This window comes from Longimicrobium sp., assembly GCF_036387355.1.
In the GTDB taxonomy this organism is placed as follows: domain Bacteria; phylum Gemmatimonadota; class Gemmatimonadetes; order Longimicrobiales; family Longimicrobiaceae; genus Longimicrobium.
The window spans coordinates 1-6,838 of sequence record NZ_DASVTX010000412.1 but is presented as its reverse complement, the minus strand read 5'-3'; the positions used below and the strand labels follow the sequence as shown (position 1 = coordinate 6,838).

The following is a 6,838-nucleotide window of genomic DNA, read 5'->3' as shown; positions in this document are numbered from 1 at the left end:
ACGCCCCGCCCGGCACCAGTGCCGGGCGGGGCTCCGCAATTCAGCCGCGGAACGGGGTCATCCCACGGGCGCCACCAGGCTCAGCAGCAGGTAGCTCACCGCCGCCATCAGCGCCGCGGCGGGAATGGTGAGCACCCAGGCCCACACGATGCGCCCCGCCACGCCCCACCGCACCGCGGACAGGCGGTTGGTGGCGCCCACCCCCACGATGGAGCCCGTGATGGTGTGCGTGGTGCTCACCGGAATGCCGAAGAAGGTGGCCAGCAGAATGCTCAGCGCGCCGCCCGTTTCCGCACAGAACCCGCCCACCGGCCGCAGCCGCGTGATGCGCGATCCCATGGTGTGCACAATGCGCCATCCCCCGAACAGCGTGCCCGTGCTGAGCGCGGTGTAGGCGCACAGCTCCACCCAGAACGGAATGTGGTCCGCGTTGGGAACGTAGAAGTGGCGCAGCGTCCCCGTCTCGTTGGCGAACACCGTGTTCACCGACACCAGCAGGGAGACGATGATGCCCATGGTCTTCTGCGCGTCGTTGGCGCCGTGCGCGAGCGAGAACAGGCCGGAACTCGCCAGCTGCGCGCCGCGGAAGAAGCGGTCCACCCTGCCCCGCGCCACCCGGTGAAAGATCCACATCACCGCCACCATGAGCCCGAACCCCAGCGCCATGCCGATCAGCGGCGACAGGACGATGAAGACCAGCGTCTGGATCCACTTGGTCCCCCACTCGATCGCCCCCATCCCCGCAGCCGCCACCGCCGACCCCGCGTACCCGCCGATGAGCGCGTGCGACGAGCTGCTGGGCAGGCCGTAGAACCAGGTGATCAGGTTCCAGATGATGGCGCCGGAAAGGCCGCCCAGGATGACCGTGGGAGTCACCACGTCCAGGTTGATCATTCCCTTGCCGATGGCCTTGGCCACCGCGGTGCCCACCGTAAAGAGCGCGACGAAGTTGAAGAACGCGGCCCACAGCACGGCCGCCACCGGGCTGAGCACCCGCGTGCCCACCACCGTGGCGATGGAGTTGGCGCTGTCGTGAAACCCGTTGATGAAGTCGAACGCGAACGCGACGACCACGATCAGGATGACGTAAGTGACCACGGCCTCAACCGTTCTTCAGGGCGATGCTTTCCAGCACGTTCGCCACGTCGTCGCACTGGTCGATGGCCTCTTCCAGCTTGTCGAACAGCTCCATCCACTTGATGACGTGCAGCGGGTCCGGCGTGCCGCTGAACAGGTCGCCCACGGCCTGCGCGTAGATGGCGTCGCCTTCCTCTTCCAGCGCCTTGAGCGCCAGCGTGTGCTCCAGCATGCTCTTGGGCTTCTTCATGCTGCGCACCGCGGTCTCGATGCGGTTGGCGGCGCGCTTGAGCACGTCGGCCAGCTGCGCCGCGTAGGGCGGGGCGCTGGTGATGTGGAACATCTGGCAGCGGCGCACGGTGCCGTCCAGCAGGTCGATCACGTCGTCCAGCCGCGAGGTGAGCAGGTGAATGTCCTCGCGGTCCAGCGGCGTTACAAAGCTGCGGTCAATGCGCACGATGACGTCGTGCGTGATCTGGTCGGCCTGGTGCTCCCGGTCCTTGATCTCCGCGGCCAGGGCATTCAGCTGCGACGGGTCGGCGAAAATGCGGGCCACCAGGTCCGCGCACTCGCACAGCAGCCGGGCGACGTCGTTGAACATGGGAAAGAACTTCTCGTCGCGCGGAATCAGACCCACGGGATCCTCCGGAATTTTTCAGGTGTGTACAGCACGCGACGCGAGCGGGCGCACGGCCGGCGTCGCGTCGGTTTTATCGCCCCCGCAGCGACTCCCGCGGGAGCGGAAATGCACGGGCGGGGCCAGTTACCGCGGGATGTTACAACCGTTACGGCCGCGTTACAAGGTTCGGATATGTTCGCCTCGTTCCAGGAGGGACACTCCAGAGCAACGAGACGACACGGATGAAGCGAGCAATCTGCGGGGCGGTGGCGGTAATGGTGCTGTCCGCATGCGGCGGCGGCGACGGGGCGAGCCCCGCGCAGATGAAGCAGAAGCAGCAGGGCGGCGGCGGCGCGGGGGGAACCACCACCCTGATCGGCGCGGGCGCGTCCTTTCCCCGCCCCATCTACGACCGGTGGTTCGCCGAATACGCCAAGGAGCACCCGGTGCGGGTGAACTACCAGGCCATCGGCTCCGGCGGCGGCATTCGCCAGGTTACCGAGGGCACGGTGGACTTCGGGGCCAGCGACGCGCCCATGTCGCAGGAAGAGCTGGCCAAGGCGCCAGGGATGGTGCACCTGCCCACGGTCATGGGCGCCGTCACCGTCGCCTACAACCTTCCCGACCTCACCCAGCCGCTCAAGCTGGACGGCCCGGCGCTGGCGGGGATCTTCAGCGGGCGCATCGCCAAGTGGAACGACCCGGCCATCGCCGCGCTCAACCCGGGCGTGGCCCTTCCCGCCACGGACGTCATTCCCGTGCACCGCACGGACGGCAGCGGGACCACGTACATCTTCACGGAATACCTCTCCGCGGTCAGCCCGGAGTGGAAGCAGACCGTGGGCGCGGGCAAGAGCGTCAACTGGCCCAAGGGGCTGGGCGGCAAGGGCAACGAGGGCGTCACCGGCCAGGTGAAGCAGGCCCCCGGCGCCGTGGGCTACGTGGAGCTCGCCTACGCCCGCGAGGGCGGCCTGTCGACGGCGTCGCTCCGCAACAGCGCCGGCCAGTTCGTCCAGCCCACGGTGGAGGCCACGGCGGCCGCCGCGGAGAACCTGGGCGGGCTCATTCAGCAGCACCCGGACTTTCGCCTGTCGCTGGTGAACCTGCCGGGCGCGGCCACCTACCCCATCACCGCGTGGACCTACCTGCTGGTTCCGCCGCACCTGCAGGACTGCGGCAAGGCGCGGGCGATGGCGGGGCTGGTGCGCTGGTCGCTGAACGACGGCGCCGCGTACGCCCGCGAACTGCACTACGCGCCCCTGCCGGACGCCGTACGCGGTCCCGTGCTGCAGAAGCTTTCGGCCATCACATGCGGCCCCGCGCGCGAACCGCTGGGGAACGGCTGATTCAAACGGACGGCAGTGCGGAGTTCTGAGTGCGGAGTGCGGAGTACTTCGCGGCACGAAGAACCGGCGGATCCGGTCCTCCCCTCTCTGTGCGGGAGTTTGCACGGAGAGGGGTCTCGAGGGCGGCGCCCTTGGAGCGGGGCAACAACGAGCAGAACCCTTCGAACGCGGAGCCATGGCACGATCTCGTCGCCGCGGCCCCGCGTTCGTACCACGGCAACTCTGACGGTGGGAACGGATGCAACCCGTACCTGAGCAGGCCGGCGCGCTGGCGGCCGGCGCTCCACCGCCCTTTTACGCGCGGCTGCTTCCCGGCTACGCGCAGGGCAACCTGTCGGACCGCACCTACGCGCTCACGATCGGCGCGTTCGGGCTGGCCATTCCCGTGATCTTCGCGCTGATCGTGATCCGCGTGGGCGGGGCGGCGTGGCCGGCGGTGCGCGCCTTCGGAGCCGCGTTTGTCACGGGGACCACGTGGGACCCGGTGGCCGGCAAGTTCGGCGCGCTCCCCTTTGTGTTCGGCACGGTGGCGTCGTCGCTGCTGGCGCTGCTGATCGCCGTCCCCCTTTCCGTGGGGCTGGCCATCTTTCTGACGGAACTGGCGCCGCGCTGGCTGGCCGCGCCCATCCAGTTCGGCACCGAGCTGCTGGCGGCCATCCCCAGCGTGGTCTATGGACTGTGGGCCATCTTCGTGCTGGTGCCCTGGCTGCGCTCCTCCATCCAGGAGCCGCTCGCCAACTCCATCGGCAGGTCCGTGGGGCTGTTCGCGGGGCCGGCGTACGGCAGCAGCATCCTGGCCGGCGGCGTCATCCTCGCCATCATGATCGTTCCCTTCGTGAGCGCCGTGTCGCGCGAGGTGCTGGCGGCCGTTCCCGTGGCGCAGCGCGAGGCGGCGCTGGCGCTGGGGGCCACGCGGTGGGAGATGACCTGGCAGATCGTGGTCCCCTACGCGGTTCCGGGGATCATCGGCGCCATCATCCTGGGGCTGGGCCGTGCGCTGGGGGAAACGATGGCCATCACCATGGTGATCGGGAACCGGCCGGAGATCGCGTCGTCGCTCTTCGCCCCCGCGGCGACCATGGCGAGCGTGCTGGCCAACGAGTTCGCGGAGGCGTCCGACGACATGCACCTGGCCGCGCTGATGAGCATCGGCCTGCTGCTGTTCGGCATCACCATCATCGTCAACTCCGTCGCGCGCTTTCTGGTGTGGCGGGTGCGCCTGCGGGGGGGACGATGAACGGGGCTTCCGTGGCGCGGATGGGCTCTACCCCGCGCGACCGCCGCCGCCGCGCGGTGAGCACCTTCTGGCTGGCCATGACGGGCGTAGCCGCGCTGTGCACCGTCATCCCGCTGCTGCTCATCTTCTACCACCTGTTGAGCGCCGGGCTCAGCTCCATGAACCTGGCCTTCTTCACCAGCGTGCCCGCCCCCGTGGGGCAGCCGGGCGGAGGCGTGGGCAACGGCGTGCTGGGGACGGCCATTCTCGTCCTCCTTGCCGGGGCCATGGGGCTCCCCGTGGCCATCGGCGCGGGGATCTTTCTGGCCGAGGCCGAAGGCGGGCGGCTGGCGAACGGCATCCGCTTCGTGACAGACGTGATGAACGGCATTCCGTCCATCGTCATCGGCATCTTCGTGTGGGCCTGGGTGGTGGTGTCCACGGGCGGGTTCAGCGCCCTGGCGGGCGGCGTGGCGCTGGCGCTCATGATCATCCCCATGGTGACGCGGACCACGGAGGAGATGGTGCGCCTGGTGCCGCGCGAGCTCAAGGAGGGCGCGCTGGCGCTGGGCTTCACGCGGTGGAGAACGACGCTGGGCGTGGTGCTTCCGGCGGCGCGCAGCGGCATTCTGACCGGCGTGCTGGTGGCGCTCGCCCGCATCGCGGGGGAGACGGCGCCGCTGCTGTTTACGGCGTTCGGCAACCCGTTCTGGAGCGCGCGGCTGGACCAGCCCATCGCCGCGCTTCCCGTGCAGATCTTTCAGTACGCCATCAGCCCCTTCGAGGACCAGCACCGGCAGGCCTGGGCCGCGTCGCTGCTGCTGATCGTACTGGTGCTGGCGATGAACCTGGTGGCCCGCTTCCTCATCCGCAGTCCTTTCCGGAGCCGCTGACCATGAACGAACTCCACACGGCCGCGCCGCGGCAGCACGCGCCGCCGGCCCACACCCAGGATGCAGCGATGCCGCAGCCGCCCGTTCCCGTCGCCGCCCAGCCGGGCGCGCAGGCCGCCACGGCCGTCGCCATCCGCGCGGACGACTTCAGCTTCTGGTACGGCGGCACGCGCGCGCTCAACGACATCACGCTGGAGATCCCCGAAAAGCGCGTCACCGCCTTCATAGGGCCCTCCGGCTGCGGCAAGAGCACCTTTCTGCGGTCCATCAACCGCATGAACGACCTCATTCCCGGAATCCGCCACGACGGCGACATCACCCTGCGCGGTGAGAGCGTGTACCGCCCCGGGCTGGACGTGGTGCAGCTGCGCAAGCGGGTGGGAATGGTGTTTCAGAAGAGCAACCCCTTCCCCAAGAGCATCTACGAGAACGTGGCGTACGGCGCGCGGGTGAACGGGCTGGCGCGGGGGCGGCGGGAGCTGGACGAGATCGTGGAGCGCTCGCTGCGGCAGGCGGCGCTGTGGGACGAGGTGAGCGACCGGCTGGACCGCAGCGCGCTGGGGCTCAGCGGCGGGCAGCAGCAGCGGCTGTGCATCGCGCGGGCGCTGGCCGTGCAGCCGGAGGTGCTGCTGATGGACGAGCCGGCCAGCGCGCTGGACCCCATCGCCACGCAGAAGATCGAAGAGCTGGTGTACGAGCTCAAGGACCACTACACCATCGTCATCGTGACGCACAACATGCAGCAGGCGGCGCGCGTGTCGGACTTCACCGCCTTCTTCTACATGGGCGCGCTGGTGGAGATGGGGCGCACGCAGGCCCTGTTCACCACCCCGCGCGAGGAGCGCACCGAGGCGTACATCACGGGGAGGTTTGGATGAGCCCGGTAAGCGGAGTCCGCCACTTTCACGAGGAGCTGGCGCGCCTCAAGAGCCAGCTGCTGGACATGTCGGGCCTGGCGGAGGAGCTGGTCGCGCGCTCCATGACGGCGCTGCGCCAGCGGGACGGGGAGCTGGCGCAGGAGGTGATTCGCCGCGACAACGACCTGGACGCCATGGAAGTCATGATCGACGACATGTGCATCCACCTGCTGGCGCTGCAGCAGCCCATGGCGCGCGATCTCCGGCTGATCACCATGGCCATGAAGATCAGCAACGACCTGGAGCGGGTGGGCGACCACGCGGTGAACATCGCCGAGGCGGTACGCCACCTGGTGGACCAGCCGGTGTACCTGGAGTTTCCGGAGATCGAGGAGATGGCGCGGCTCGCGACGGAGATGCTGAGCGACGCGCTGGACACCTTTGTGCGCGCGGATGCGGAGGGCGCGCGCGAGGTGTGCCGCCGCGACGACCGGGTGGACGGGCTGCACAACTCGCTCTTCCGCATCCTGCTGACGCACATGATGGAGGATCCGCGGCGGATCGGCGCGTCGATGTCGCTGTTCCTGGTGAGCCGCAACCTGGAGCGCATCGGCGACCTGGCGACCAACATCGCGGAAGACGTGGTGTTCCTGGTGGAGGGGCGCAACATCAAGCACGGCGCCAGCCTGGGCCACGGCGAGATGCGCGCGGGCTGACCGTTTCTTTCGATGAAATGCCGAGGGCGGCTTCCCGCGTGGGGAGCCGCCCTTTGCGCGCCGGCCTGCCTCTACTGAAAACCGCGTCTCTCACGGAGAGCACGGAGTTTCACG

The 6,838-nt window shown here is 69.0% G+C and carries 7 protein-coding genes; 5 read left to right on the top strand and 2 right to left on the bottom strand.

Annotated features, from left to right (window positions below; genetic code table 11):
* Nucleotides 1-57: 57 nt before the first annotated feature.
* Nucleotides 58-1,098, bottom strand: a complete 1,041-nt coding sequence (locus VF665_RS18105; RefSeq protein WP_331054856.1) for an inorganic phosphate transporter — start codon at nucleotides 1,096-1,098, stop codon at nucleotides 58-60.
* 4 nt (nucleotides 1,099-1,102) lie between these two features.
* Nucleotides 1,103-1,714: a DUF47 domain-containing protein gene (locus tag VF665_RS18100; RefSeq protein ID WP_331054855.1), complete on the bottom strand. Its 612-nt coding sequence runs from the start codon at nucleotides 1,712-1,714 to the stop codon at nucleotides 1,103-1,105.
* A gap of 224 nt (nucleotides 1,715-1,938) precedes the next feature.
* On the opposite strand from VF665_RS18100, the gene pstS reads away from it, so the two are divergent.
* The 5 genes from pstS (at nucleotide 1,939) to phoU (ending at nucleotide 6,724) form a co-directional block, all read left to right on the top strand.
* Complete coding sequence (gene pstS / locus VF665_RS18095; RefSeq protein WP_331054854.1) at nucleotides 1,939-3,042, top strand: phosphate ABC transporter substrate-binding protein PstS; 1,104 nt, start codon at nucleotides 1,939-1,941, stop codon at nucleotides 3,040-3,042.
* 238 nt (nucleotides 3,043-3,280) lie between these two features.
* Nucleotides 3,281-4,279 carry a phosphate ABC transporter permease subunit PstC gene (gene pstC / locus VF665_RS18090; protein ID WP_331054853.1) on the top strand — a complete coding sequence of 333 codons (999 nt, stop codon included), beginning with the start codon at nucleotides 3,281-3,283 and terminating at the stop codon, nucleotides 4,277-4,279.
* The gene (pstA, locus tag VF665_RS18085) at nucleotides 4,276-5,151 is read left to right on the top strand and encodes a phosphate ABC transporter permease PstA (protein ID WP_331054852.1); all 876 of its coding nucleotides are present in this window, start codon (nucleotides 4,276-4,278) and stop codon (nucleotides 5,149-5,151) included. The genes pstC and pstA overlap by 4 nt, the downstream gene beginning before the upstream one ends.
* A 68-nt stretch (nucleotides 5,152-5,219) precedes the next feature.
* Nucleotides 5,220-6,029: a phosphate ABC transporter ATP-binding protein PstB gene (gene pstB / locus VF665_RS18080; protein ID WP_414679044.1), complete on the top strand. Its 810-nt coding sequence runs from the start codon at nucleotides 5,220-5,222 to the stop codon at nucleotides 6,027-6,029.
* A complete protein-coding gene (gene phoU, locus VF665_RS18075; protein WP_331054850.1) occupies nucleotides 6,026-6,724 on the top strand; it encodes a phosphate signaling complex protein PhoU in 699 nt (232 codons plus the stop codon). The genes pstB and phoU overlap by 4 nt, the downstream gene beginning before the upstream one ends.
* The last annotated feature ends 114 nt before the right edge of the window (nucleotides 6,725-6,838 follow it).